The 24,674-nt window shown below is 70.4% G+C and carries 23 protein-coding genes; 15 read left to right on the forward strand and 8 right to left on the reverse strand.

Going from position 1 to position 24,674, the window contains the following annotated elements:
- Positions 1–471 precede the first annotated feature (471 nt).
- From WME82_RS08135 to WME82_RS08165, 7 genes are all read left to right on the forward strand, one after another.
- Complete coding sequence (locus tag WME82_RS08135; RefSeq protein WP_438042361.1) at positions 472–2,787, forward strand: family 2 encapsulin nanocompartment cargo protein terpene cyclase; 2,316 nt, start codon at positions 472–474, stop codon at positions 2,785–2,787.
- A 21-nt stretch (positions 2,788–2,808) separates the two neighbouring features.
- On the forward strand, positions 2,809–4,215 hold the full coding sequence (locus WME82_RS08140; RefSeq protein WP_438042362.1) for a family 2B encapsulin nanocompartment shell protein: 1,407 nt from the start codon (positions 2,809–2,811) through the stop codon (positions 4,213–4,215).
- Positions 4,216–4,311: 96 nt separating this feature from the next.
- The gene (locus tag WME82_RS08145; RefSeq protein ID WP_438042363.1) at positions 4,312–5,712 is read left to right on the forward strand and encodes a family 2B encapsulin nanocompartment shell protein; all 1,401 of its coding nucleotides are present in this window, start codon (positions 4,312–4,314) and stop codon (positions 5,710–5,712) included.
- Between the two features lie 14 nt (positions 5,713–5,726).
- Positions 5,727–7,412 (forward strand): mechanosensitive ion channel family protein, encoded by a 1,686-nt coding sequence (locus tag WME82_RS08150; RefSeq protein WP_438042364.1) that lies wholly within the window; start codon positions 5,727–5,729, stop codon positions 7,410–7,412.
- 154 nt (positions 7,413–7,566) lie between these two features.
- Positions 7,567–10,137 (forward strand): M1 family aminopeptidase, encoded by a 2,571-nt coding sequence (locus tag WME82_RS08155; protein ID WP_438042365.1) that lies wholly within the window; start codon positions 7,567–7,569, stop codon positions 10,135–10,137.
- 139 nt (positions 10,138–10,276) lie between these two features.
- Entirely contained in the window at positions 10,277–11,287 is a 1,011-nt protein-coding gene (locus WME82_RS08160; RefSeq protein ID WP_438042366.1) for a P1 family peptidase, read from the forward strand.
- Positions 11,288–11,623: 336 nt separating this feature from the next.
- Entirely contained in the window at positions 11,624–12,856 is a 1,233-nt protein-coding gene (locus WME82_RS08165; RefSeq protein ID WP_438042367.1) for a styrene monooxygenase/indole monooxygenase family protein, read from the forward strand.
- A gap of 3 nt (positions 12,857–12,859) precedes the next feature.
- Here the strand turns inward: WME82_RS08165 and WME82_RS08170 are convergent, their stop codons facing one another.
- On the reverse strand, positions 12,860–13,387 hold the full coding sequence (locus WME82_RS08170) for a hypothetical protein (protein ID WP_437744930.1): 528 nt from the start codon (positions 13,385–13,387) through the stop codon (positions 12,860–12,862).
- 542 nt (positions 13,388–13,929) lie between these two features.
- On the opposite strand from WME82_RS08170, the gene WME82_RS08175 reads away from it, so the two are divergent.
- From WME82_RS08175 to WME82_RS08195, 5 genes are all read left to right on the forward strand, one after another.
- Positions 13,930–14,649: a hypothetical protein gene (locus WME82_RS08175; RefSeq protein WP_438042368.1), complete on the forward strand. Its 720-nt coding sequence runs from the start codon at positions 13,930–13,932 to the stop codon at positions 14,647–14,649.
- A gap of 10 nt (positions 14,650–14,659) precedes the next feature.
- Complete coding sequence (locus WME82_RS08180; protein ID WP_437744932.1) at positions 14,660–15,460, forward strand: hypothetical protein; 801 nt, start codon at positions 14,660–14,662, stop codon at positions 15,458–15,460.
- A 7-nt stretch (positions 15,461–15,467) separates the two neighbouring features.
- On the forward strand, positions 15,468–15,935 hold the full coding sequence (locus WME82_RS08185; protein ID WP_438042369.1) for a hypothetical protein: 468 nt from the start codon (positions 15,468–15,470) through the stop codon (positions 15,933–15,935).
- Between the two features lie 142 nt (positions 15,936–16,077).
- Positions 16,078–16,743 (forward strand): carbonic anhydrase, encoded by a 666-nt coding sequence (locus tag WME82_RS08190; protein WP_438042370.1) that lies wholly within the window; start codon positions 16,078–16,080, stop codon positions 16,741–16,743.
- The gene (locus WME82_RS08195; protein ID WP_438042371.1) at positions 16,740–16,940 is read left to right on the forward strand and encodes a hypothetical protein; all 201 of its coding nucleotides are present in this window, start codon (positions 16,740–16,742) and stop codon (positions 16,938–16,940) included. Before WME82_RS08190 ends, WME82_RS08195 begins: the two co-directional genes overlap by 4 nt.
- A gap of 53 nt (positions 16,941–16,993) precedes the next feature.
- Here WME82_RS08195 and WME82_RS08200 read toward each other — a convergent pair whose 3' ends face one another.
- The 6 genes from WME82_RS08200 to WME82_RS08225 form a co-directional block, all read right to left on the reverse strand.
- Positions 16,994–18,097, reverse strand: coding sequence for an alpha/beta hydrolase family protein (locus WME82_RS08200; protein WP_438042372.1), 1,104 nt, complete (start codon positions 18,095–18,097; stop codon positions 16,994–16,996).
- 126 nt (positions 18,098–18,223) lie between these two features.
- The gene (locus WME82_RS08205; RefSeq protein WP_438042373.1) at positions 18,224–18,877 is read right to left on the reverse strand and encodes a YIP1 family protein; all 654 of its coding nucleotides are present in this window, start codon (positions 18,875–18,877) and stop codon (positions 18,224–18,226) included.
- Entirely contained in the window at positions 18,874–19,239 is a 366-nt protein-coding gene (locus WME82_RS08210) for a DUF2089 domain-containing protein (RefSeq protein ID WP_272101125.1), read from the reverse strand. The genes WME82_RS08205 and WME82_RS08210 overlap by 4 nt, the downstream gene beginning before the upstream one ends.
- Positions 19,240–19,396: 157 nt before the next feature.
- Complete coding sequence (locus WME82_RS08215; protein ID WP_438042374.1) at positions 19,397–20,569, reverse strand: polysaccharide lyase; 1,173 nt, start codon at positions 20,567–20,569, stop codon at positions 19,397–19,399.
- 137 nt (positions 20,570–20,706) lie between these two features.
- Positions 20,707–21,588: a galactose mutarotase gene (locus WME82_RS08220; RefSeq protein WP_438042375.1), complete on the reverse strand. Its 882-nt coding sequence runs from the start codon at positions 21,586–21,588 to the stop codon at positions 20,707–20,709.
- A gap of 16 nt (positions 21,589–21,604) precedes the next feature.
- On the reverse strand, positions 21,605–21,895 hold the full coding sequence (locus WME82_RS08225; RefSeq protein WP_437869746.1) for a hypothetical protein: 291 nt from the start codon (positions 21,893–21,895) through the stop codon (positions 21,605–21,607).
- Positions 21,896–22,167: 272 nt separating this feature from the next.
- Between WME82_RS08225 and WME82_RS08230 the strand changes: the two genes are divergently transcribed.
- Both WME82_RS08230 and WME82_RS08235 read left to right on the forward strand, forming a co-directional pair.
- Positions 22,168–22,365, forward strand: coding sequence for a hypothetical protein (locus tag WME82_RS08230; RefSeq protein WP_437907871.1), 198 nt, complete (start codon positions 22,168–22,170; stop codon positions 22,363–22,365).
- On the forward strand, positions 22,358–23,038 hold the full coding sequence (locus WME82_RS08235; RefSeq protein WP_438042376.1) for a nucleotidyl transferase AbiEii/AbiGii toxin family protein: 681 nt from the start codon (positions 22,358–22,360) through the stop codon (positions 23,036–23,038). The genes WME82_RS08230 and WME82_RS08235 overlap by 8 nt, the downstream gene beginning before the upstream one ends.
- 53 nt (positions 23,039–23,091) lie before the next feature.
- Here the strand turns inward: WME82_RS08235 and WME82_RS08240 are convergent, their stop codons facing one another.
- Positions 23,092–23,583: an LEA type 2 family protein gene (locus WME82_RS08240; RefSeq protein ID WP_438042377.1), complete on the reverse strand. Its 492-nt coding sequence runs from the start codon at positions 23,581–23,583 to the stop codon at positions 23,092–23,094.
- A gap of 154 nt (positions 23,584–23,737) precedes the next feature.
- Here WME82_RS08240 and WME82_RS08245 point away from each other — a divergent pair, with 154 nt between their 5' ends.
- Positions 23,738–24,643 carry an alpha/beta fold hydrolase gene (locus WME82_RS08245; protein WP_438042378.1) on the forward strand — a complete coding sequence of 302 codons (906 nt, stop codon included), beginning with the start codon at positions 23,738–23,740 and terminating at the stop codon, positions 24,641–24,643.
- Positions 24,644–24,674: the final 31 nt, after the last annotated feature.

Here is a 24,674-nt window from a genome sequence, read left to right on the forward strand (position 1 = left end):
GAAGACCACAAAAATCTTGGCGTCTTGTGGCGTCTTGGCGGTCTCCAGCATCCTGGTAGGCTGGGGTAAGCACCACACCACCGGGCGGTGAGCGCAAACGAGCGGGCTGATATGTGGTTGCTGTCGGAGGCTCACAGGCTGCCGAGCCGACCCGGCTGGTGAGCGTGACATGACTGAGCCCGCCCGCGAGGCTCAAGCGATCGCCGCGGCGACCGAGCGGTTCCGCACCAAGCAACAGGTGTCGAGTTCCTGCGGTCTGGAGTTCGTCATCAATTAATTTGGTGGGAGCGCTGGGCTGGTCTAGATCCGCCCCGTCCGAACGATCCCGAACGGTCTGTACGGAAGAGCCCGACCAACGCGTCGTCGCACGTCTGTGTGCGAGCGGCCGAGGTGCGTCCGGAATGCAGACCGCCAAGACATTCAGGTCGCCACGTCGCCCCTATCGACGTCGCGCGCGAGAAGTCAGCGAATATGCAACCTTTCACGCTGCCCGACTTCTACATGCCGCATCCGGCGCGCCTCAATCCGCACCTCGAAGGTGCGCGCGCGCATACCAAGGCCTGGTCCTACGAGATGGGTATCCTGGAGGAGAACCCGCAGGGAAAACCCATCTGGACCGAGCGCGACCTCGACGCGCACGACTACGCGCTGCTCTGCGCGTACACCCACCCCGACGCGCCCGCGCCCGAGCTCAATCTGATCACGGATTGGTATGTCTGGGTGTTCTTCTTCGACGACCATTTCCTCGAGATTTACAAGCGCACCAAGGACATGCGCGGCGCCAAGGCGTACCTCGACCGCCTGCCGCTCTTCATGCCCGTCGTGCCCACGGGGACGCCGCCGGAGCCGACGAACGTGGTCGAGCGCGCGCTCGCGGACCTCTGGGCGCGGACCGTCCCGCTCACCTCGGTGCACTGGCGCGAGCGCTTCCTCGAGGCGACGAAGAACCTGATGCTCGAATGTATGTGGGAGCTCGCCAATATCCAGGAGAACCGCGTCGCGAACCCGGTCGAATACATCGAGATGCGCCGCAAGGTCGGCGGCGCGCCCTGGTCCGCGGGCCTCGTCGAGATCGCCGTGGGCGCCGAGGTCCCGGCCGCCGTCGCCGCGACGCGCCCCCTCGAGGTCCTGCGCGACACGTTCTCGGACGGCGTCCACCTGCGCAACGACCTGTTCTCGTACCAGCGGGAGGTCGAGGACGAAGGGGAGAACGCCAACTGCGTGCTCGTCCTCGAGCGTTTCCTCGGCGTGCCCACGCAAAGGGCGGCCGATCTCACGAACGAGATCCTGACGTCGCGGCTCCAGCAATTCGAGAACACGGCGCTCGTCGAGGTGCCGGCGCTCTGCGTGGAGCACGGGCTGACGCCGGCGCAAGCCGTCGACGTCGCCAGGTACGTGAAGGGGCTGCAGGATTGGCAGTCTGGCGGCCACGAATGGCACATGCGGTCGAGCCGCTACATGAACGAAAACGCGGACAAATCCGCGGGCGTCCCCGATTTCCCCGGGACGCCGACGGGGCTCGGCACCTCGGCGTTCCGGATCAGGCTCACGCCCGCCGCCCTGGGTTTGCAGCGGATCAAGACCCTCACCCACGCCCCGTTCCGGCCTGTGGGCAGGACGCCGCTCCCGAAGATCTACATGCCGTTCAAGCTCCGCTTGAGCCCGCATCTGGCCGCAGCGCGCCGGAGCACCGTCGAGTGGGCCCGAAAGTTCGCGATGCTCGACGTGGTGCCGGGCGTCTTCGGGTCCGGGATCTGGGACGAGCGTAGGCTCATCGGCTTCGATTTCGCCATCTGCGCCGCGAGCATTCACCCGGACGCGTCCCCGCACGAGCTCGACCTGACCTCGGCTTGGCTGACGTGGGGGACGTACGGCGACGATTATTTCCCGCTCGTGTTCGGCGCGGCGCGGGACATGGCGGGCGCGAAGCGGTTCAACGCCCGGCTCTCGATGTTCATGCCCCTCGACTGCGCGGGCGCCCCGGTGCCCGAGAACCCGGTGGAGAGCGGCCTGCTGGATCTCTGGATCCGTACAGCTTCCCCCATGTCGATGAAATCGCGGCAATCGCTCCGCCGCAGCGTCGAGACCATGACCGGGAGCTGGCTCTGGGAGCTCCTGAACCAGACCCAGAACCGGATCCCGGATCCGGTCGATTACGTCGAGATGCGCCGCAAGACGTTCGGCGCCGATCTCACGATGAGCCTGTCCAAGCTCACGCTCGGCGATGTGGTCCCGGCCGCCGTCTTCCGGACGCGGACGATGCGAGGGCTCGACAACACGACGGCCGACGTGGGCGGGTGGATCAACGATCTCTACTCGTACCGCAAGGAGATCGAGTTCGAGGGCGAGCTCAGCAACCTCGTGCTGGTCGCCGAGCGGTTCCTCGAATGCGAAGCGCAGCGGGCCAAGGAGGTCGTCAATGACCTGATCACGGCGCGCGTGCTGGAGTTCGAGCACATCGTCGCGACCGAGCTGCCCCGCATCCTCGACGAATTCGACCTCGACAAGGCGGCCCGCGAGGCCGCGCTCGGATACGTCGAGAAGCAGCGATTGTACATGGCTGGCGTCCTCAACTGGCACGTCGTGACGAGCCGGTACGTGGACGCGGAGCTCGAGCGCCAGCCGATCGAACGGGCGATCGATGGCGCGCGTGGGTTTGGCGCCTCTGCGGCGCGTATCAGCAGCTTCTTCGGCGCCGGAAGAGCCGGCGCCGCGGCTCCTGCTGCGAAGGCGGATCTTTCAATGGGTACGGCGCGGTCCGTGCCGGTGAAGCAGGGGCGGCCCTAGCCGTCCGGGAAAGAGGGACTCATGTCTATCACAGGGAATCTGGGTTCGATCGATCAGCACCAGACCAGCCTCGCGACGGCGGCCGCGAGGCAGCTCGCGACGACGACCAAGTCGGCGCCGCAGATGCAGGGCATCTCGTCGCGGTGGCTGGTCAAGCTCCTGCCGTGGGTGCACGTCAACGGCGTGTACCGCGTGAACCGCCGCCTGAGCTATGCGGTGGGCGACGGACGGGTGACGTTCACGAACACCGGCGCGAAGATCCAGGTCATCCCGCAGGAGCTCTGCGAGCTGCCGCTCCTCCGCGGTTACGATGACGTCGAGGTCCTCACCGCGCTGGCGAACCGCTTCGTGCAGCGTGAATACAAGCCCGGCGACGTCATCACCGAGCGCGGCAAGGAGGCCGATCACATCTGCCTCATCGCGCACGGCAAGGTCAACAAGATCGGCGCGGGCAAGTACGGCGATGAGACGGTGCTCGCGGTCCTCGCGGACGGCGACCATTACAGCTACCAGGCGCTCCTGGAGGCGCAGGATTACTGGACGTTCACGGCCAAGGCCGTCACGACGGTCACGGTGCTGACGCTCCAGCAGAACGCCTTCGAGGAGCTCGTCGCCCAGCACCCGTCGCTGAAGAAGCACCTCGACAACTTCAAGGCGCTCGCCGCGAAGAAGCAGGACAACACGGGCGAGGCGGCGATCGAGATCGCGGCGGGCCACTCCGGCGAGCCCGTCCTCCCCGGCACGTTCGTCGATTACGAGACCTCGCCCCGCGAGTACGAGCTCAGCGTGGCGCAGACCGTGCTCCACATCCACACGCGCGTCGCGGATCTGTTCAACGAGCCGATGAACCAGACGGAGCAGCAGCTGCGCCTGACCATCGAGGCCCTGAAGGAGACCCAGGAGCACGAGCTCATCAACAACCGCGAGTTCGGCCTCCTGCACAACGCCGACCTGAAGCAGCGCATCCACACCCACAGCGGCCCTCCGACGCCGGACGACATGGACGAGCTCCTCGCCACGGTCTGGAGGGAGCCGTCGTTCTTCCTCGCGCCCCCGCGGGCCATCGCGGCGTTCGGCCAGGAGTGCAGCCGCGTCGGCGTCTATCCGCAGAGCATCGAGGTGAACGGCCACCGCGTCCCGGCGTGGCGCGGCGTGCCGATCTTCCCGTGCAACAAGATCCCGGTCTCGGAGACGCGGACGACCTCGATCCTGCTCGTGCGCGCGGGCGAGAAGAACCAGGGCGTCATCGGCCTGCACCACGCCGGCATTCCGGACGAGGTCGAGCCGAGCCTCAACGTGCGCTTCATGGGGATCAACGACAAGGCCATCATGTCGTACCTCGTCAGCCTCTATTACTCGACGGCCGTGCTGGTCCCCGACGCGCTCGGCGTCCTGGAGAGCGTCGAGATCGGACGCGCCCACGAATGAACCTCGAGCGGTAGCCGCCCCGCGTGTGCCCCGTGCAGGCGCGGGGCACACGCGGAGCGCTCTGCTCTCCGAAGCGCGCAGAAGGAAAGGTACGTCATGGCAAACGCCGAAATACTTGGGATCGGGGACGAGGTAGAGCGTTCGAGCCTCGGGACGCCGGGGGCGCGAAGGCTCGCGACGACGACCAAATCGCACCCGCAGATGCAGGGGATCACGCCCCGGTGGCTCTTGCATGTCTTGCCCTGGATCGAGGTCAAGGGCGGCACGTATCGCGTGAACCGCCGGCTGAGTTACGCCGTCGGCGACGGGCGGCTGAGCTTCGGCAACGTCGGGGCGAAGGTGCAGGTGGTCCCGCAGGAGCTCTGCGAATTGCCGCTCTTGCAAGGTTTCTCGGACGACGCCGTGCTCGATACCCTGGCGAGCCGGTTCATCCAGCGAGAGTACAAGCCCGGCGCGCTGATCGCCGAGCGCGGGAGACCCGCGGAGACGATCTTCCTGCTCGCGCACGGAAAGGCCCAGAAGCTCGGCGTAGGCAAGTACGGCGCCGACACGATCCTCGACGTCCTCGCGGACGGGGACCATTTCGGGGATCAGTCCGTCATCGAATCGAACGACGTATGGACCTATTCGGTCAGGGCCGTCACGCCGTGCATCGTGCTCGAGCTCCCGCAGCGCGTCTTCGAGGAGCTGATCTCGCGATCCCCGGCGCTCCACGCGCACGTCGAGTCGCTCAAGGAGCGGCTGAAGAAGCCGCAGGACAAGCTCGGACAGGCGGCGATCGCCCTCACAGCCGGTCACAAGGGCGAGCGCGCGCTCCCGGGGACGTTCGTCGATTACGAGACCGCGCCGCGTGAATACGAGCTCAGCGTCGCGCAGGCGATCCTCCGGCTCCACACGCGCGTCTCGGATCTCTTCAATGATCCGATGGATCAGCTCCAGGAGCAGCTCCGCCTGACCGTCCAGGCCCTGCGCGAGCGGCAGGAGCACGAGCTCATCAACAACCGTGACTTCGGCCTCCTGCACAACGCCGACCTGAAGCAGCGCCTCCATCCCCGGAGCGGCCCTCCGACGCCCGACGACATGGACGAGATCCTCTGCCGGCGCCGCAAGTCGCAGTTCTTCCTGGCGCACCCGCGCACGATCGCCGCCTTCCACCGGGAGTGCAGTCGCCGCGGCATCTACCCGACCAGCGTCGAGCTCTCCGGCATGCAGGTCGCGGCGTGGCGCGGCGTCCCGATCCTGCCTTGCGACAAGATCCCGATCAACGAGGACAAGACGAGCTCCATCCTCGTCATGCGCACGGGGCAGGAGCATCAGGGCGTCATCGGCCTCCGCCGCACGGGCCTCCCCGAGGAGATCGAGCCCGGTGTCTCGGCCCGCAGGATGGAGACCGACGGAAAGGCCATTACCTCGTACCTCGTGAGCACCTATTACTCCGCCGCGGTGCTGGTGCCCGACGCGCTCGGCGTCCTTGAGAACGTCCAGATCGGGCGGTAGTCTCCACGGCACCGATGACTCTGCATCTCGACCTGCTCCTCCACAACCTCGTCGCGCTGTGCATCGCGATCGTGGCGCTCCTCCTCCTCTCGGAGCTCGTGGTCAGGCTCATCCATCGGGGCTACGCCTTCGCCTTGCGCTCGCCGGCGCTGGAGCACGTCACGGCCGACGAGCGCAAGTCGTTCCGACGTCGCGTCCGTCGCCGCGCGCTCGTCTGGGTCGCGCTCGTCGGCGCCGTGCTCATGGGCGGCGCGGCGTTCGCCGTGGTTCGCGGAATTCGCGCCCTCGACGTGATGAAGAGCGCGCTCGTCGGGCTCGCGGGAGACGATCCCGCGATCGCCAGGATGCGGTTGCTGAGCGCGCTCGGGATCGCCGTCGGCGCGCTCTTCGTCGACGCCCTCGCCCGGGGGCTCGCCGACGCGCTGGGAAAGGCGGTCGCGCGCTCGGACTGGCTGGAGAAGCGGCGCGAGCCGGTCGCAGAGGTCACGATACGCCTGCGCAAGGCGCTCCGCGTGGTCGTCCTCGGCGCCGCCGCGGTCCTCCTCACCGAGAAGCTCGCGCTCGCGACGGGGACCCAGCGCGCCGTACTGCTCGCCAGCTACACGCTGGGCGCGTTTTACGTGAGCCGCCTCGCGACGGGGATCGGATACCTCCTCCTCGATGTCCTCTTCGACAACTCCACGAGGCTCGCCCGTCTCGAGAGCCCTCTCAGGTACCTCGGGAACCTGTCGCACCTGCTCGGGATCACGAAGCGCGTCGTCGATTATTGCGTGTACATCACGGCGGCGACGTGGGTCGCCGACGCGCTCACGCCCGACACGTGGCTCTCGCAGGCGGGGCGGGTCGGGCTCCGGATCATCGCGATCGTCTATGCGAGCCGGGTCCTCGTCGAGATCTGCGTGCTCCTCATCAACGACCTCTTCCTCGGGAAGGTGGCGGAGGAGAACCCCCAGACGCTCCAGCAACGAAAGACCCTGGTCCCCGTGGCCATGGGCTTCGTGCGGTACGCGATCTACTTCTCGGCTCTCGTGATGGGCCTGCGCGAGGCTTCCATCGATCCCACGCCGCTGCTCGCCGGCGCCGGCGTCATCGGCGTGGCCATCGGCTTCGGCGCGCAGACATTCGTGGGGGACATCGTGGCCGGCTTCTTCATCCTCTTCGAGAACCTGCTCCTCGTCGGGGATCTCGTGGAGATCGGCGGCATCCAGGGGCGCGTCGAGGAGATCGGCGTTCGTATCACGAAGATCCGCGACGAGATCGGCGTGCTCCATTCGATCCCGAATGGCGAGGTGCGCAAGGTCGCGAACCATTCGCGATCCTACGTGAACGCGGTGGTCGACGTGCACGTGCCTTACGAGGAGGACGTGCAGCGGGTGCGTGAGCTCCTCGCGAGGGTCGCCGAAAAGGAGGTCGAGCTGCAGACGGGCGCTCCGGGGCAGGTGGACGTCGGCGTGGAGGAGCTCAACGAGGGTTCGATCGTCCTGCGTATCAGCGCGCGCGTGCCGCCCGGCAAGAACAAGGAAGTGAACGATGCGCTGCGCGGCCGCGTCGTCGAGGAGCTTTGCAAAGCGCAGGTCAGCGCGCCGCGCCCGCGTCGAGCCGTCCTCATCGACAGCCAGCTCTCCGTCAAGAACCCGCCCAGGCGAGAGATCGAGGAATCCGCGCCCGTCATGCCTTTCTCGCCCACGAACGACGACTGACGAGCGGCTCGCCTCGCGGCCGCGCTCAGGCCCCGACAGCGCGAGGCGCGCCGTGTCCTCGATCGGGTCCCTCCTGCCAGGAGCACAAAACCGGCGGGAAGCGAAGCCAATCAACGGAGGTCCACGGCGTCCCTTGCTCCATCGAGGTGTTCGAATGGACCTTGCCAGATCCCTTGTCCGCCCGGGAACGTGGCTCGCTGCCGTCTTCCTGGCGTCGTGCGTGGCCGCGTGCTCGGGCGCCGATCCCGCCGCTCCAGGGCAATCGCCGCCCGACGACACGGAGCTGCAGCCCGAGCCTCCGACCGAGCCCGAGCCCGAGCCGCCGCCAGGCCCGCCGATCGACGTCCAGCGCTACGAGGTGACGGGAGAGTTCGACTGGAGCCGGGGGCGGCTGGTCGCGACGGTCGCGGTGACGTTCCTGCCAGGCGACGACGGCCTGCGCTCGCTGCGCCTCGACAGCGCGGTCGCCGAGGTCAAGGCGGTCCGGCTGGCCGGGGGCACGGATCTGCCTTTTGCGGTCGACGCCGAGCTCCGGGCGCTCCTCATCGACGTCTCGCGCGTGCCTGACATCTCGGCGGACCAGGCGATCACGCTGGAGATCGACTACGAGGCCGCCGAGAGCGACGCGCTCCACGCGATCCCCGCCCGCCGGGGGGACCCCGCCGCGTCGCGCGCTGTCTACACGCTCTCGGAGCCGCTCAACGCCGCGCTCTGGATGCCGTGCCACAACACGCCCGAGGACCGCGCCGTCTTCTCTATCGACCTCGGAATGGGCGCACAGGAGACGATGATCGCGAACGGCACGCTCGTCTCCGACGAGCAGGGCGCGTCCGGCCGCCGCATGAAGTACGCGACGGACTACACGGTGCCCATCTATCTCATGGCCTTCGCGATCGGCGACTTCGAGGTCGAGGGCACGATGAAGGGGAGCCTCCCCGTCTCTGTCTGGCACCGGCGCGGCGTCCCGGGCGATTACGACCGTCTGCTCGACGAGGTGGTCCGCTCGATCGGCCTCTTCGAGGAGCTGCTCGTGCCGTATCCCTTCGAGAAGTACGCGCTGGTGCTCGTACCGGAGTACGGCGGCGGCCTCGAGAACCTCGGCATCACCTTCCAGGGGGAGTCCCGGAGCACCGCTCCGACCAGCTCCGGCGACCTGAGGCTCACGATCCACGAGCTCGGCCACCAGTGGTTTGGAGACCTCGTGACCGTCGAGACCTGGGACGATCTGTGGATCAAGGAGGGCATGGCGACGTTGCTCGCAGAGGAGGGCGCGCGCCTCTACCTGGATGAGAGCGGCGAGGGGACGCTGAACGGCGACTCCTTCGCGGCCGTCGTGGACTCCCTCATCGTGGATCCGGACCGCGATCCCGACGACAAGTACACGAGCGGACCTTACGGCCGCGCCGCGTGGCTGCTCACCCAGATCCGGAGCCTCATCGGGGAGGAGTCTTTCTGGGGCACGCTGCGCGACGTCCTCAACGACCACCGCTTCGGCGCCATCGGTACGGACGAGTTCCTCGGCGCCTTCGCGCGGCACCTCGGCCCCGACGCGACCGCCCGCGCGCGGCGGGCGCTCCGGGCCAGCGCGCTCCCGCACCTCGATCTCGGGCGGTCCCCCTCCGGCGGCGTGCTCGTGACGCTGCGCGATCCGGACGGCGCGCTCGTCGCGCCGCTCGAGCTGCTCTGGATCGCGGACGACGGAACGACGCGCTCGCAGGTGCTCGAGCTCGATCAGGGCGCGGACGTCGCCCCGCAGCAGGAGGGCGAGCTGCTGATCTTCGATCCGCTCGACCGCCACATCCCCTGGTTCTACCTGGTCGACGACTCCAGCCTGGATCCGGAGGGCCACGCGGCGCGCTTCTCCTCGTTTCGCCTTCCCACGAGCCCCTCGCAGGTCGCGAACCTCCTCGAGGCCGGCGGCGTCCACCAGACGGCCGCCCTCAACGTCGGCTTGCCGGAGACCCTGGCCCCGGGCGCGTTCGCGGCCTTCCTCGACGGTCTCGACGCCGAGGACGCCAAGGGCGTGGCGGTCGCGGCGGCGTGCGTCAGGGCCGCGGATCCGGCGCTGGATCCAGCGCTGCGCGCGGCGTGGTCGAGCGCGCTCGCGCCGCTGCTCGCGGGGCCGCCCTTCGCGCGCTGGACCGAGTTCACGCCGGGGCTGGAGTACGGGGCGTGCGGCGAGGTCGTCGACGCGCTGGCGCTCTACGCGGACGAGTGGTCGGCGCTCGCGGCGGGGCCACCGGCCGGCGACCTCTCCGACGCGCACCTGCAGTTCCTGTACAACTTCGAGCTGCCGCTCGAGACGGTGGTATCGGCGTGGGGGAACGTCGCCAGGCAGTCCAGCTCGCTGCGCGCGCGCTCGCTCGCCATGACAAGGATCCGCCTCGACATCGATCGCGCTCGGCCGGAGCACGTCCCCGCCCTCCGCGCCTTCTTCGCCGAGATCGTCCCGTCCACGGAGGTGTTCGACCTCCTCTACCAGGCGCTCGACGGGCTGAGTCGCACGAAGGCGCCCACCGCGACGGAGAACGCGGAGGCCCTGGCCGCGCTGCGCCAGCAGCTGCGCGCGGCGTCGACGACGCCCCTCGACGGTTTGGTGGTGTGCGTCGCCCACGAGCTGACCCAGGGCGACGCCGCGGCGTGGAGCGAGTTCGTCGGGGGCCTCGACGGCGTGGAGCTCTCCGCCGAGGCCGCCGCGATGCTCGCGGACCCGTCCAGTTGCTGAGGACGACGCCGCGCCTCGACCCATCCGATCCGTCACGTGCAGGCGCGCGAGGGCGCCGTCGCCGGCGCTGCGCGGCCGTGTGCCGCGCGACGGCCGCGGCCGCATGGCGCGGCTGCCCGGGGCCATGGACAATCAGCGCATGCCTCCCGGCGCTCCCGCGTCCGCCTCCCCGCGCCACGGCGCGATCACCGACGTCGCCGGCATCGAGGTCGGCCATTTCACCGACAGCCGCCGCCCCACGGGCTGCACCGTGGTGCTGGCGCGCGAGGGCGCCGTCGCCGGCGCGGACGTGCGCGGCGCCGCGCCGGGCACGCGCGAGACCGACGTGCTCTCGCCGTTTAACGTGGTCGAGCGCGTCCACGGCGTCCTGCTGGCCGGCGGCAGCGCCTGGGGCCTGGACGCGGCCTGCGGCGTGATGCGCTGGCTGGACGAGCGCGGCGTGGGCATGACCGTCGGCCCCGCCCGGGTGCCCATCGTGCCCGGCGCCGTGCTGTTCGACCTGGCGCTGGGCGACCAGCGTATCCGTCCCGACGCCGCCGCTGGCTACGCCGCCTGCGAGGCCGCGTCGAACACGCCGCCCGCCGAAGGCAACGTGGGGGCCGGGGCCGGCGCCGTGGTCGGCAAGATCTTCGGCTTCCACCGCGCGATGAAGGGCGGCATCGGCGGCGCCTCCGTCTGCGTCGGCGGCGTGACCGTGGGCGCCATCGTCGCCTGCAACGCGCTGGGCGACGTCGTCGACCCGGAGACGGGCCAGGTGCTCGCCGGCGCGCGCACGGAGCGCGGCACGCACCTGCTGGACACGCGGCGCGCGCTGCTGCGGGGCGACACGCCCAGGCCCATGCTCGCGGGCAGCAACACAACCATCGGCGTGATCGCCACCGACGCCGTGCTCACCAAGAGCCAGGCCTGCCGCCTCGCCACCGTGGGGCACGACGGCCTGGCGCGCGCGATCAACCCGCTGCACACGCTCTCCGACGGCGATGCCCTCTTCGCGCTGGGCACGGGCGCGTCCGGCGCGACGCTCGGCATGATGACTCTGTGCGTCATGGCGGCCGAGGTCTGCACGCTGGCCGTGGTGCGCGCCATCCGCGCGGCGCAGGGCGTGACGCTCGGCGCTGCGTACCTGCCGGCGGCGGGCGACCTGGAATGAAGCCTGTCGACGCGCGCTGAAGCCAGTCACGGTGCTGCGCTCGAAGCCGCGACTCGTCCTCGTACTTCCTCGTACTTCCGCGACGGAGGCCGCGACTCGTCCTCGTACCTCCGCTGCGGAAGCCGCGACTCGTCCTCGTACTTCCACTACGCTGGTCAGAACCACGGAGGGGTGACGGTAGCGACAATGGATCCGCCGGACGGAGCCGCCGCGCGAGGGGCCTTCGCCGCCGCGATCCGCTCCCGTGATGTCGCCGTGGTCGGGGGCGCCGAGAGCCCGGCGGACCTCGCATGCCGTGAAGCTCGCACGCACAGCTGAGAGGAGATGAGGACAAGGATGCCCACCATTGCGATCGTCGGCGCCGGCGTGGCCGGCCTGCATCTCGCGCTGCACCTCCAGAAGGAGGGCCTCGACGTGAGCCTCTACGAGGAGCGCACGCCGGACGAGATCCGGACGGGGCGCCTGCCCAGCACCGTCGGGCTCTCCCTGCTGACCCGGGAGCGCCAGCGGGCGCTCGGCGTCGCGCACTGGGAGGGACCCGAACATGCCACAAGGACCATCCGGATCCGCGTCGCGGCCGCGCCGCCGATCGACTTCGTCGGTCGCCTCGCGGATCAAGCGCTCTTCATCGACATGCGGGTCTATCTGCCCCAGCTGTTCGAGGACTTCGTCGCGCGGGGCGGCCGTGTGGTGAGGGCCTCGCTCGACGCGGCCGGCGTCCGCGGCCTCGCCGCGGCGCACGACCTCGTGGTCGTCGCCACGGGGCGGGCGGGCCTCACGAACCTCTTCCCGAGGGTCCCCGAGCGAAGCCCGCACGCCGCGCCGATGCGGCGGCTCTTCGCGGGCATCGTCCGCGGGCTCCGCATGCCGCCCGGGCCGATGGAGTTCATGTTCCAGCTCTCCCCGGGGCACGGCGAGATCTTCGAGAACCAGTACATCACGCTCGGCGGGATCGTGCCCTCGCTGCTCATCGAGGCGATCCCCGGCGGCGCGCTCGAGCCGATCACGCGGATGCGCTACGAGGACGATCCGGCGCGCTTCGACGCGGCGCTGCTCGACGCGGTGCTCGCGCACGCGCCGCTCACGGCCGAGCGCGTCGACCGGGCGAGCTTCGGCGTGGCCGGCCCGCGCGACTACCTGACGGGCGCCGTGACTCCGGTGGTGCGCCGCGCGTACGCGCCCCTCGGCGGCGAGAGGTTCGCGCTCGCGCTGGGCGATCTCCACATCACCCACGATCCGATCACGGGCCAGGGCGCGAACATGGCCACGCTCGCGGCGTCGCTCGCCGCCGAGCAGATCGCCGGGCAGGCGGCCGCCGGCGCCGCGTTCGACGAGGCGTTCTGCGCGGACCTGGAGGATCGCCTCTGGAACGGGCTCCGGGCGGCCACGGAGTGGACGAACGCCTTCCTCCTGCCGCCGCCGGACCACGCGCTGGCCCTCCTCGTCGCGGCGTCGCGCAGCCAGCCGGTGGCCGACGCGTTCGTCACGAACTTCTCGTACCCGGACCGCCAGTGGGCGATCCTCTCATCGCCCGAGGCGACCGCCAGCTTCATCGCGAGCCACGCCTGACGATCAGCTGAAGCGCGCCCGGATCGGCGCAGGGCTCTCGCAGATCGGGCACGCGTCCGCGCGCTCGGCGATCTTGCCGCAGTCCTTGCAGTCGACGCGATAGCCGTGGAAGCCGGGGTCGTGCAGCTCGACGCTCGTCTGTGCCCTGTCCGCGCGCTTTCCCTCGTATTTCACGCGCATTGGCACGAACGCGATATAACGCACCTCGATGTGCTCGCACCGCGAGCACCGCTCCGGCACCGCGTACGTGTTGGTCGTCGTGAGCCCGCGCGCGAGGCCGCCTTCGGCGTGGCACCTCGGGCAGCGGTCGTCCGTGAACACGAGGTGCTGGCACGCGCCGCACGTGATCTCGTACAGCCCGTCGACGAACATCTCGCCCTTGTAGACCCACTTGACCGGCCCGACGGGCTCGCCCTCCATGAGCGGCACGAGCCCGTCGACATACGAGCGCAGGTTGAGCTTCTGTCCCCCGCACGCGGGACACCCCGCCTCGACCATCTCGGCAAACGCACGTTCGGAGAGCCTGCTCATGATCGTCGCCTTCTAGCACGCCTCGTCGGCGGGAGGACCGAAATGGCGGGGCCGCGCCAGGGCGGCGCCCTTATGGGCCCTGGCGCGTCGCGCTGGAGGGGCCAGCCTCCACACCTGGAGGCCTCGGCCTCCAGGGCATGGCCTCCGAGCGGGGCCCGGACCATTCCAGCAGGCACCCGGGCATCACGCGGAGCCGGCGCTCGCTCCACGACCAAGCGCTGCGAGAGTGGGGATATGCCGCCCGGCGCGCGGCCTCCGGCGGTGCCGCGCATGGCCCCCAGCCGTGCCTTCAGCGCATGGCCTGACGATTGCTATTACGTTCATCCGTCGGTCGCACGGTCGGTCAGGCGATTCCCACCATGACGTCGAGGGACGGGAAGAGCGCCTGCCCGGCATCCCCATCCTCGCGCTCGCGTGAGACCAGCGCGCAGGCCTGCCGGCGCGGAGGCGCTGCGGCCGCGCGTGCCGTCGAGGGGGCGAGGGCGCCCGAACACGAACCGAACCCGAGGTGAACCATGTCGTCGGTCTCCATCAAAAAAGCGATGATCTTCATTCTCATCGGCGCGGCCGCGGGCTGCGCCGTGCCCGCCGAGAAGGACGCGCCGGAGGAAACGGCGGTCGAGTCGCAGGCCGTCGAGTGCAGCAAGGAGTGCATCCTGGCGATGGTGAACAGGCAGCTCTCGCTGATGGGCGAGTTCGGGAACGAGGAGGAGTTCACGCGGGCGCTCAGGGAGCTCGTGGCCATCGGCCCGGCGGCCGTCCCCGTGGTCGCCGAGGTCTACAAGGCGTGGTCGGTGTCGGTCCCGCCGGACAAGGCCGAATCGGCGAGGCCCGGCGAGATGCGCTGGCGGGCGGCTCACCTCCTTGGCCTGCTCGGCGCGCGCGACGGCATCAAGCCGCTGAACGAGATCGCCACGACGAAGCTCCCCGACCCCGAGGCCGACGAGCAGCTCTTCGCGGATGAATACCGCGTTCGCCTGCGCGCGATCGCCGGGCTCGAGGCGCTCGGCGCCGCGGGGGAGCTGAAGGCCATCTACGCCGCCGGCGACCTCCTGCGCAACCCGGCGGCGGCGAGCCTCTACGCCCTCGGGATCGACGTCGGCGGGATCCAGCTGATCGACGCGCGCAAGGCGCTCGCGGACGATATCGCCGACATCAAGGATTACAACCCGAACAACGGTCGGCCGGCGCAGCCGGAGAAGCCCGGATCGCGGGTATTCAAGGTGGCTCCTCGGACCGACACGCCTGCCATCACTCGTTGAGGGATCGATCATGAAAACCACGATCAGCGCCATTCTTGCGTCTTGTTTGCTCCTCGGCGTCGCCTCCGAGGCCCGCGCCGACACCTGCGACACCGTGAGGGGGACCGATCCCGGCGTGATGACGAGCTTCTGGTGCACGCAGCCGTGGATCGACTTCTTCTGGGACGCGTACGATTTCGACAAGGGGGACTGGGACAACGGCTTCGGCTGGGAGGCCGCGTGCGACCGGAGGCGGCCGCTGGCGCGCACGTTCCAGGCGATCCAGCTCCTCAACTATGCGTCGCCGAACGAGCCGCACCAGACGAACGACTTCAACGGAAACATCCTGCGCTGGGGCGGCAACTACACGATTCGTGAGTTCGACGAGCTCGACGCGCGGTGCGGGGACGGGTCGAAGCGGGCGTACACGACCTGGGGCGGGTTCGACGACTACACGGAGCTCTACATCCCGTTCTTCTACAACGAGAACGTCGTGGAGCGCGCCGGGACGTTGATCCACGAGTCGCGGCACTCGGACTGGTGCGGCCACAGCGGCAACGACGGCAGCAACAAGTGCCCTGCGAAGAGCGAGTCGTGCGACGAGAAGTACCTGGATGGGTGCTCCGGGATCGGGTCGCCCAGCGGGCGGGGCGCGGACGGCTATCAGGTCCTGTGGCTGTGGTGGTACGCTTTCGAGGCCGACGCGCAGCACAGCTCGTCGACGATGAAGGCCTTCGCGAGGGACGAGGCGAACCGGATCCTGAACACGATGTTCGACGTCAATCCCTGCTTCAACATCACGAGCAATGGCAGCAAGATCATCACATGTTAGGAGGGGGGTGCTCGGCGGCCTCCTGTGGGGCACGCTGTGCCTCGCAGGGTGCGCCGGGCATCCCGGGTCGGACATCCCGCCGGCGCCCTGGGCGCAGCTCGAGGTGAACCGCGGCGCAGGCGACGAGACCGTCGTCTGGATCGAGCTGAGCGGCACGTTCGAGGGGCACCAGGGGACGACGGCGCTCCGCGGAGAGCTCAGCGCCGAGCAGATCTCGGCTCTTCGAGAGCTGTTCCGGGACGAGCGGCTCGCGATCTACCGGAGCGACGCGCTGCCCGCCGACGGCAGCGTCGACCTCGCGGGCACCGCCGAGCGGCCGATCTTCCGCGTCGTGGTGCGCGAGGAGAGCGACGCGATCCGGGCGGGCTCGGAGAAGCTTTCGGCGTATTTCGCCGAGGGGGCGCAGCGCGCCGAGACGACCGAGATGCTGCGAGAGGTCAAGGCGATCATCGCCGCAGCGGCGCAGGTCCCTTAGTACCACAGCCGCACGTCGCGGAATCTCCGCGGATTTCGATGGGCGGGCGGGCGATCGTGACGCTTGGCTTGTCCGCACACTGGTGGAGCCCAGCTCGTTTGGCGCTCACCGACGTGCGGCTGTAGTACTAGAGGCAGTACCCATGACGCCCTCAGATCGTCCTCACGTGCCGTCGAGCCTCTCACGCGGTGAGCCGATGGCGGCCGGCGAAGCACTGCGCAGGCTGCGAGACGGCAATCGCCGCTTCGTCCAGAACGTGCGGAGCGTCGACACAATGCTCAGCCAGGCCGCACGCAACGCGCTGGTCGCAACCCAGGCGCCGATCGCGATCGTCCTGTCGTGCTCGGACGCGCGCGTCCCGGCCGAGCTCGTGTTCGACCAGGGGCTCGGGGACCTGTTCGTGGTGCGCGTTGCCGGTAACGTCGTCGCCCCGACGCTGGTCGGCAGCGTCGAGTATGCGGTCGCCGCGTTCGGCACGGCGCTGGTGATCGTCATGGGGCACACGCACTGCGGCGCGCTCGCCGCGACGCTGGACTGGATGACGGAGCGCGGCGCCCCGCCCTCCGGGGCTGTCCACGAGATCCTCGCGCGGATCAGGCCGGCGGTCGAGGAGGCAAGGCAGCCCGGCCTCGACCGCGCGGCGATCCTCGCCGCGGCCACGCGCGCCAACGTGCGCGCCTCGGTTCGGGAGCTCAGCCAGAGCGGGCAGCTGGCCGAGATGGTCGCGCGCGGCGACGCCGTCGTCATCGGCGCCGAGTACTCGCTCGCGACGGGCGCCGTGGATTTCTTCGACGACGTCCCGACATGAGCGCCCGGCGCGTCCTGCCCGGCTCGGACTTCTGGTACGAGGCGTTCGCGCTGCAGGGCGCCGTCGCAGCGCGGCTCCTGCCGCGGATGCTCGTCTTCGCGCTGGCGGCCGTCGCCTCCGTGCTGGTGCACCAGCGGGCACCTTCCGTCGCCCTTCGGCCGGAACCGATCGAAGCATCGACCGTGGACGCTGCCTGAGGTCGTGACGCTGGTCGGCGCGCCCGACGCCGCTTTCGTCCTCCGGATCCGCGTCACTCCTCCCGAATCAGCGCCTCGATCGCCTCGAAGACGCGCGGCACGACAGGCAGGCTCGGATCGGTGTACGCGTCGGCCTGCGACGCGTTCGACAGCGTCGCCTCCTTGAGCGTGTGGCTCATTCCCTCGACGATGACGAGCGTCGCGTCCGGCCGCGCGCCGGCGAGCCGCTCCGCGTCCTCGACCTTGGTCTGGAGATCGGTCGTCCCTTGCAGGAGGAGGATCGGCGCCGTCACGGCCGCGAGCTCCACCGCGGGGTCGTGCTTCATCCAGGAGATGACGAACGGCTGCACGCTCGGCCGAAACAGGCTCATGAACACCTGACTTTGCGGGATGTCCGTGACGAGCTCCCCGGCCTCGAGCTGGTCGAGGATCGCGTTTGCCTTCTCGCGATCCTCGTCCGGGAGGCCTTCGAGCTGATCGCGCAGGACATCGCCGATGGGCCGGCCCGCGCCGGCGATCGAGACGAACCCGTCGATCTCGGTCTCCCGGGCGACCAGCATACCGAGCAGCGAGCCCTCGCTGTGCCCCACCACCGTGATCGTCGCGAAGCGCCCGTCCGCCCGGAGCTTCTTCACCCACAGGCCGGCGTCGTCGGCGCCCATCTCGAACAGCAGCTCCTGCTCCGTCCGGGGGGCCGCGGAGGCGCTCGCGCCGATGCCGGCCTTGTCGTAGCGAATCGACGCGACGCCCCTGTCCCGGAGCCCTTCCGCGAGGAGCCTGTACGTGTCCGGCTCGATACCCGCGGCGACCTGATTGCCGTCCCGGTCGGTCGGCCCCGACCCGGGGATGATCACGACCGCAGGGAACGGCCCGCACCCGGCCGGCACCACGAGCGTGCCAACCAGCGTGCCTCGCGCGTTCTCGACCGTGGTCCTGGCGCTGGACGCCGCCGGACACTCCGGCGCGTCCGGCGTTGTCGGCGTCTCCGTGTCAGGCACGTCCGTGTCGTCAGGGAGCGCGCCGCTCCCGCCAGCGGACGACGCGCGCTCTCCGGCGCCGCAGCCCGCGCAGAGGGGCGACGACGCGAGCGCGGCGGCGCACGAGACGGCGAGCGCGGCGCGGCGCGCCGGGACCACGAGAACCGATCGCAATGACATGACGAGCCCTCCGAATTGAGAGAGAGGTGCAGCGCCGCCCGGGGCGCACCGGTGCGCCCTCGCGGTCGCGCGAGCACCGCAGAGCGCGCCGCGCGAGCTGGGCGGCGCGCCGGGGAGATCGATGACTCAGCCGAGGTGCGCGAGCGCGACCTTCGAGAGGATCTCCGACAGGAGCACGAGGCCGATGAGCCCCGCGATCAGCGGCGCGCCCCGCAGGCCAGAGGCGTTCCTGAAGCCCCGAACGAGGAGCGTCAAGGACCACACGAGACACACCGTTCCGAGGACGGCGATGACGGCCAGCTCGGGGGTGAACGCGGGCGCGCCCGCCGGCAGCCGCGGGGCGAGCAGGCCGAGCGCGACGGCGGCGAGCGCGAGCGGCGCGCGCGACAGCCCGATCACACCGAGAAAGTCGATGAGCCGCACGCGGCGCCGCAGGAGCCGCGCATACGTCCAGAAGAGCAGGGCGGGCAACGGCCACGCGACGACCTGCTCGAGGAGCGCCGTCTGGTACGGGATGACGGCAGGCGCCGCGTGCAGGTCGAGGAAGCCGTCGAAGCGAACGCCGAGCCTCGTGACGGCGACGCTCAGCGCGGCGACGGCGAGCCCCGCCGCGGCGGCGAGCCCCCCGCCGAAGCGCTCGAATGGATTCAGCGCGAGCCGCCATCCGCGCAGGGGAGGCCGCGGCGACATCGTGGCGAGCAGCCGCTCGCCTTCCGCGGGCTTGATGACGTTGTCGCGCACGAGCGCGCGCACTCTCTCGTCGGGCGTGGTCATCATCATAATCCCACCTTGCGCAGAGCCTCCTCGGCCTCCTTCGCGGAGAGCCTCCCCTTCTCGAGCGCATCCAGGATCTCGTGCCGGCGGCGCGCGACGCCCTGCTCCAGCGCGTCGAGCCGGCCAATGATCTCGTCGAGGCGATTTCGCACCGTCGGGTAGCTGATCTGAAGGACCTGAGCCATCGCCTTCAGGCTGCCTGAAGAGCGCACGAACGCGGTCACGAAGGCGAGATCGTCCGGCGACAGCTGGAGCAGCGCGGGGATCTCGAACTGACCATCCAGGTTGGTTCCGCAGCTCTGGCAGCCGAGCCGCGTCGCGCGCAGCTCCCCATCACAGCTGGGACATCGGACGACAAATCTTGCCACGGGATGAGTGGATTATCCTCACCGAGGTCAATATTGTCAATGTCGATGTGATGAAAATTGATCCGAAAATCAATTTTGTTTAGGAACCGCCCTCGTCATGTGTTCGGCGCGGCTTCGGCCCGCCCGGGGCGCTGCGGCTCGCGCCGCTCGCGACGGCTCAGCGCCGCTCGCGACGCCGCGCGGACGCGAGCGCCGCGATGAGGCCGAGGCCGGCGAGGGCCATGGGCGCGGGGGCCGCGGGCGAGCCGGCGGTGCGGCAGCTGCAGCCGTCATCGCCCTCGGCCATCTCCACCTCGTCCGTGCCGCCGGTCCCCGCGCCGGTGGAGCCGGCGCCGGAAGCGGCGGAGGAGGAGCTCGAAGCGCTGGGGCCGGGCGCCACGTCGCCGCCCGCGCCGTCGCTGCCGCCCGTGGCGCCGCCGCCGGCGGTCCCGGTGCTCCCGCTCCCGCCCGAGCCGTCCGCGCCGCCTGCACCGCCCGCGCCGCCGGAGCCGCCCGCGCCACCGGCGCCACCGGCGCCACCTTCCCCGGAGGAGGGCAGCGCGGGACGGACGTCCTCGAGGGTGTCCCCCTCCACGGCGTCATCGAGGACGATGACGGGGCTGTCCGTGAACTCGGACGGGTTGCGCAGCAGGCCGATCTGCGTGAAGTGCGCGTTGTTGTCGGCGAGCGTCTGCGCCTTTCCGCCGGTGACGACCTGCTTGCCGTCGAACCACACGTCGACGGAGCCCTGGTTCGGGTTCGTCGACCACCGGATGTGCAGCGCGATGCGGTGCCACACGCCGGGCGTCACCGCGCCGTCCGCCTCCCAGTGCACCTTGTTGTCGGGCTTGCGGGTGGCGAAGCTGATGTGCTGTCCAACGACCTCGAACGACATCATCTGGTTGTAGCTATTTTCGGACTCCCAGTATCCGATCTGCGTCGGCGGGTCGGCCGCGAGCGCCTCGGGGAGATAGAAGCTCCAGGCGAAGTAGGTCTGGGCGCCCTCGGCCGTGCGCCCGGCGGCCGGCTTGTGGTTCAGCTCGACGCGCTTGATGCCGTTCGACCACCTCGCGTCGTTGGTGAGCTGGACCCTCCCGGCCCTCGTGCCCTGGAGGACAGGCGACGTCACCACGGAGATGTGCTCGCCGTTCAGGGTCGTGTTCCACTGGTTCAGATTGCCCGTCTCGAAGTCTCCGGTCCAGACCGGCGCCGCGGAGGCGCCCGCGGTGAGCGTCGTCGCCAGCGCGGCTGCGGCCAGGGTGGAGAGCGAGCGGCGAGGTCGCCGCGCGAGGAGCGCTCGGGAGGGGGCGAGCAGGGATCGATGTGCGGTAAGGAGATCGGTAGAAGTCATGGCGGGATTCGACGCGTTTTCCGGCCGGCAGTCAACCGAGAAGCCGCGCGTCGCCGCCGGCGCGGCGCGGCTCCTCGGGCTCTCCAGCGCGTCGCGGGCGCGTCCTCCAGCGCGTCGCGCGCGCGGCGGTCATCGCTTCAGGCGGAGAGCTCGATCCAGAGCGCCCGAGTCTCGCGCGACCGGAGGTGGATGAGGCGCTCTCCGGTGTTGAGGGCGTTGCCGGGACAGGTCCAGGGCTCGAGGCAGACGAAGTCCTTGCCCTGCAAGGTCCACACGACCCAGTGGGTGAACTCGGGCGAGCCGCGGACGGCGATGCGCACCCCCGGGGCGCCCTCGATCGAGAGCGCGCTCTCGGTGGAGCCGTGGTCGAGCAGGTGGAGGTCGACCTCGGGCCGGGTCAGGTCGAAGCCGGAGAACGGCGCTTCCTGCTTCGTTGTGTTGTCGAACGCGCGCGTCGCCCGCGTCTCGATCGAGGCGCGGGCCTTGTCCGCCTGGGAGACGGCGAAGTAGGGGTGAAACCCGACCCCGAACGGCATCGGCGGCGCGCCGTCGCCTGTCTCGTTGGTGATGCGCATATCGATGCGGAGCGCCCTGCCGCGCAGCGTGTAGGTGAACTCGGCGCGGAAATCCCAGGGGTACTGCGCGCGCGTCGCCTCGCTCGACCGGAGGACGAGGCGGGCGTACGCGCCGCCCGACTCGAGGGTGCCATGGTCGTCGAGCGACCACGGCAGGGTGCGGGCGAAGCCGTGCTGGCGCATCTGGCCCGCCGCGCCGGCGGCGGACCAGGCGTCGCCGGCGAGCTTGCCGGGCGAGGGGAAGAGCACCGGGTTGCCGCCGCGCACGTTGGCGGTGCGATCGTCGAACGTGCCGCGATCGAGGTAGAGCAGCGCGCGGCCGCCGACGGTCAGCTCGGTCAGGATGCCGCCGCGGGCCGGGGCCAGCACCGCGCGGCTCGCGGCGTCGCTGTCGGCGAGCTCGATGGTGGGAATCGCGCCTTCGACTTCCTTCACGCTGAACATGACTCCTCCGGTCTCTTCAGTTGCTTTGCAGCCACGCGAGCAGCCCGACGATCAGCGCGAGCGCCGCGATGGGCAGCGCGATCCACCCGAGGACCGTCGCCCAGCCGCGGCGGAGGGAGCGGCCGCCGCGATCCTCGCACGCGAGGCAGATCGCCCAGACGCGCGCGCCGCCCTCCGTGAGCACGCAGCAGTCGCCGCACACGGGCGCGCCGCAGCGCGCGCACGGCCCCGCCGCCTCGGCGCCGCAGCGCGTGCAGCGCGCGACGGCCCCGCCGCCGCCGTCGTGAAAGATCAGGCCGCCGGACATGGGGCTGCGCCCTCCGGCGGCGGAGACGAGCGCGTCGATGACCGCGGGCGCGCGCGAACGGGGGGCTCCTCGTGGACGGGCACGGACGTCTCCACCGCCGCGATTCTGCAAGCTTTGTGGGCTGCAGACAACGCTGGAGACGACAGGGCGCGCTGGGCCTTTGCCAGGACGGCGCGCCGCCTGACGCTGCGCTGCGCGCGCCTGCGTGGCAGCGCCGCGAGCGCGCCCCCTGTGAGGAGTGCGCCGACCGCGGCTTCCGCTATCCTTGGGCCATGATCGTCGGCGAGGAGCTGGAGCAGCTCCGGTTGCTCCTCTGGAACAGGGAGGATCACGCAATCACGGAGGAGGAGGCCCTCGCGCTGTACGAGGCGAACCGGCAATGGGTCGATCGCGCCTCGATGAGCGAGCGCGAGCGGCGCTTCTTCGACGATCTCGTCGCGCGGTACGGCCGAGGCGTATTCAATGGCTGAGCGCGACGAGCACCGGCGGATCCTCGACCTGCTCACGTCGCTGGATGCAGCCTTGCTAAGGCAGTCCGAGTGCTGGTTTGCGGGCGGGACGGCGATATCGCTCCGCTGCGACGAATTCCGCATCTCGCGTGACATCGATTTCCTCTGTGCCTCCCGCGAGGGGTACAGACAGCTGCGGCAGCGCGTCTACGAGGCCGGCGTTCGCGGGCTCTTCGTCGCCGACATGGCGGTCCGACGCGAGCTGCGCGCCGATCGCTACGGTATTCGGGTCGTGCTCGACGTGGGCGGCGCACCGATCAAGCTCGAGATCGTCAGCGAAGGCAGGATCGAGCTTGCTGGGGTCGAGGACCCGGCGCTGCCGGTGGCACGCCTCGCCGACGAGGATCTCGTCGCCGAGAAGCTCCTCGCCAACGAAGACCGTTTTCTCGACGATGCCGCACTCGCACGCGATGTCATCGATCTCATCTTGCTCGAGCATGTGCTCGGCGGGCTGCCGCAGGCCGCCTGGGACAAGGCGCGCGACGCCTACGGGCCTTCGGTCGAGGACGCGTGGAGCCGCGCGCTGCGCAGGTTGTGCGATCAGCCTGCGTGGCGTGCGCGAGCGCTCGAGGCGCTGTGCGTGACGCCCGAGGCGAGGGCCGTGGTCGAGGCGAGGGTCGAACGGGAACGATGACACGCCCGAGCGGCCGAGGCAGCTCGCTTGTTCGTCGGTCGCGGCAGCCCTCCTCAGCGCAGGCCGGGGAGGGGCAGGGCCGGGAGCGAGTTGCCGATCGCCGTGACGAGCTGCTCGTGCGTGATCGTCCCCGCGAGGCGGAACGGCACATCCACGTTGAGCGTCTCTCCGCCGATCGCGACGGTGCCGCTCACCTGGTACGGGATACCGCGGCTCTGCGCCGCCAGCGCCGCGATGCTCGTGAGGTCCTGCCACTTCACCGAGATCGGCGCCTCGATCCGGGTCCACTTCTTCGCGGGCAGCTCGAGCGGCGTGAGCGCGGTGACCGTGCCGACGTCGTACTTGCCGTCGAGCAGCACGTTCGCCTTCATCGAGCGCGTCGAGAGATCGATGCTGTTCGGGTTGTACGCCTGGATCTGGACCCGCAGATCGATGCCCTGGATGGTGACGGCGGTCACCGTCGCGAGCTCGGGCTTGAGCGTCGGCGGCTCGGGGCGCGAGCACGCGACCAGGGTGACGGCGGCGACGAGGAGAGGCGATCGCACGGCGGGAGATGTGGCGCGGATCTCCATGGAGCTCAACGGAAATCGGGCGCTCCACCGGGCCTCGTCCGCGTCCCGCCGATCGCTCGACAGCCCCAGCGCTCGCGCCTGCGCTTCCGCCCCCGCGGGAACCCTGTCGATCTGCTATGCCCGGCGCATGGGCATCCTCCCGCTCGCCGAACGCCTCGCCAAGAAGGCGCTGAACAGGTCCGGGGTGCAGAGCCGCTGGGTCGACACGTCGGTCTGCAGGCTGCACCTCTACGATGCTCCGGGCACGGGGCCGCTCCCGACGGTGGTCCTGCTCCACGGCATCGGCTCCTCGGCGCTCCCGTACGCGCCGGTGCTGCAGCGACTCCGGCGGCGCGCCCGCCGCGTCATCGCCGCGGAGTCGCCTGGGCACGGGTGGAGCGCGGCGCCGGCGTCGTCGTTCACGCCGGAGTGCCTCGCCGCCGCCATGCACGAGCTGCTCGACCGCGAGCTCGACGAGCCGGCGATCGTCGTCGGCAACTCCCTCGGCGGCGCGGTCGCGGTGAGCTACGCGCTGAGCTCGCCGGACCGCGTGCGCGCGCTGGTGCTCGCGTCGCCGGCCGGCGCCGGCATGGAGCAGGCCGAGCTCGCCGAGCTGCTCGCGGCGTTCAACCTGCGGTCGCGGGCCGACGCCCACGCGTTCTTCGCGCGCCTCTACCACCGCGTCCCGTGGTTCACCCCGCTCATCGCCGGCGACGTCGTGCGGACGTTCTCGCGCGAGACCATCCTCTCCTTCAGGCGCTCGGCCCGGTGCGACCACGCGTTCACGCCCGAGCAGCTGGGCGCGCTCTCGATGCCGATCCTGCTGATCTGGGGCCGCTCGGACCGCCTGATGCCGAGCGCCAACCTCGAGTACTACCGGCGGCACCTCCCTCCGCACGCGGAGATCGAGGAGCCCGAGGGCATCGGGCACTGCCCGCAGGTCGACGACCCGCGCCGCTTCGCCGAGCGGATCGCCGCGTTCGCGTGGTCGGCGCGCTCGACGGCGTCGCCGGGCGCGGCGCCGTCGCCCTCGAGCGCGGCGCCGGCGGCGTAGGGGGCGGCGCCGGCGCCGGGAGAGGCGCCGG

The organism is Sorangium sp. So ce128, assembly GCF_051525245.1.
In the GTDB taxonomy this organism is placed as follows: domain Bacteria; phylum Myxococcota_A; class Polyangia; order Polyangiales; family Polyangiaceae; genus Sorangium; species Sorangium cellulosum_B.